Here is a 984-nt window from a genome sequence, read left to right as displayed (position 1 = left end):
AAAGGATAAGGGTGTGACTGAATATTCTGTAGATAGTATAGTTTCTCAATAACTTAAATTTGACAATGCTTAAATATTTTTATGCAATGCTAGTGAAAATATTATCACAAAATCATTTATCTAATCAGAGAGATTTTACTGATAAAATGTTAGATTCAATTTTGGATTCAAATGGCAAAAATGGACAGGGTTTAGAATATGAAGAGTTAGAAGATATATTTAATAAAGAAATAAAAAAGACTGAAGAAAAAATAATGACTGCATTACGAAAGGAAATAAGCAACGATGATAATAATAATGATAACAAAATAGATAATTTAGAGAATGAAGTTAAAGATGTTACAAAAGAGGCTTCGAATACTATGTCTGCTTATTTAACTGTACGTAAAAATTTAAAGAAAATGTTATATAACTTAATTAATGATAGCCCATCTTACTTAGTATTGTTGAGTATTATTATTGCTGAAGAGGTTCGTTCGGTCGAAGAACTTAATGATTTAGAAAATAAATTTAATATTTATTATCCATATAAGAAGCAGATAAATAAATTAATAAAGATGAATATTTTAAAGGGGAATGAAAACAATTTTGAAATTAATCCAGACTATGAGCAACAAATAAATAATATTGTTTCAAATAATTTAAATATAATTAAAAAGTTAATAAGGTTATATGGAGATCAACCAAGGAATATGGCTGAGGCAAAAACTTTATCTAACATAGAAAAAACGATTGCAAAAAATATAAATATATGAAAAACCGCTGTTACTTCATATAACATGGGATTGGCGTCATACCTTCTGTCATAAAGCTTGCAGTTTGCCCAATCACGGATACGGAAAACGCAAGCTTTACGCCAGTTCCTTCGGAAACAGGCACGAGCGCAAATCCCAGTAACGTTATATGACATTATAGCAAAAGTTACTGCAGCTAATAAGAGCAGTAAAAAGGGTTTGGTTATCGCTGGATGAAGTGAATCTAACT

At 28.6% G+C, this 984-nt stretch carries 1 protein-coding gene; it reads left to right on the top strand.

The features are described 5' to 3' along the window. The first annotated feature begins 65 nt into the window (after positions 1–65). Entirely contained in the window at positions 66–755 is a 690-nt protein-coding gene (locus DFR80_RS14815; protein ID WP_147270202.1) for a hypothetical protein, read from the top strand. Positions 756–984: the final 229 nt, after the last annotated feature.

Source organism: Halanaerobium sp. ST460_2HS_T2, assembly GCF_003337665.1.
In the GTDB taxonomy this organism is placed as follows: domain Bacteria; phylum Bacillota; class Halanaerobiia; order Halanaerobiales; family Halanaerobiaceae; genus Halanaerobium; species Halanaerobium kushneri.
The sequence above is the reverse complement of the archived record's forward strand: the minus strand, read 5'-3'. Positions and strand labels throughout refer to the sequence as shown.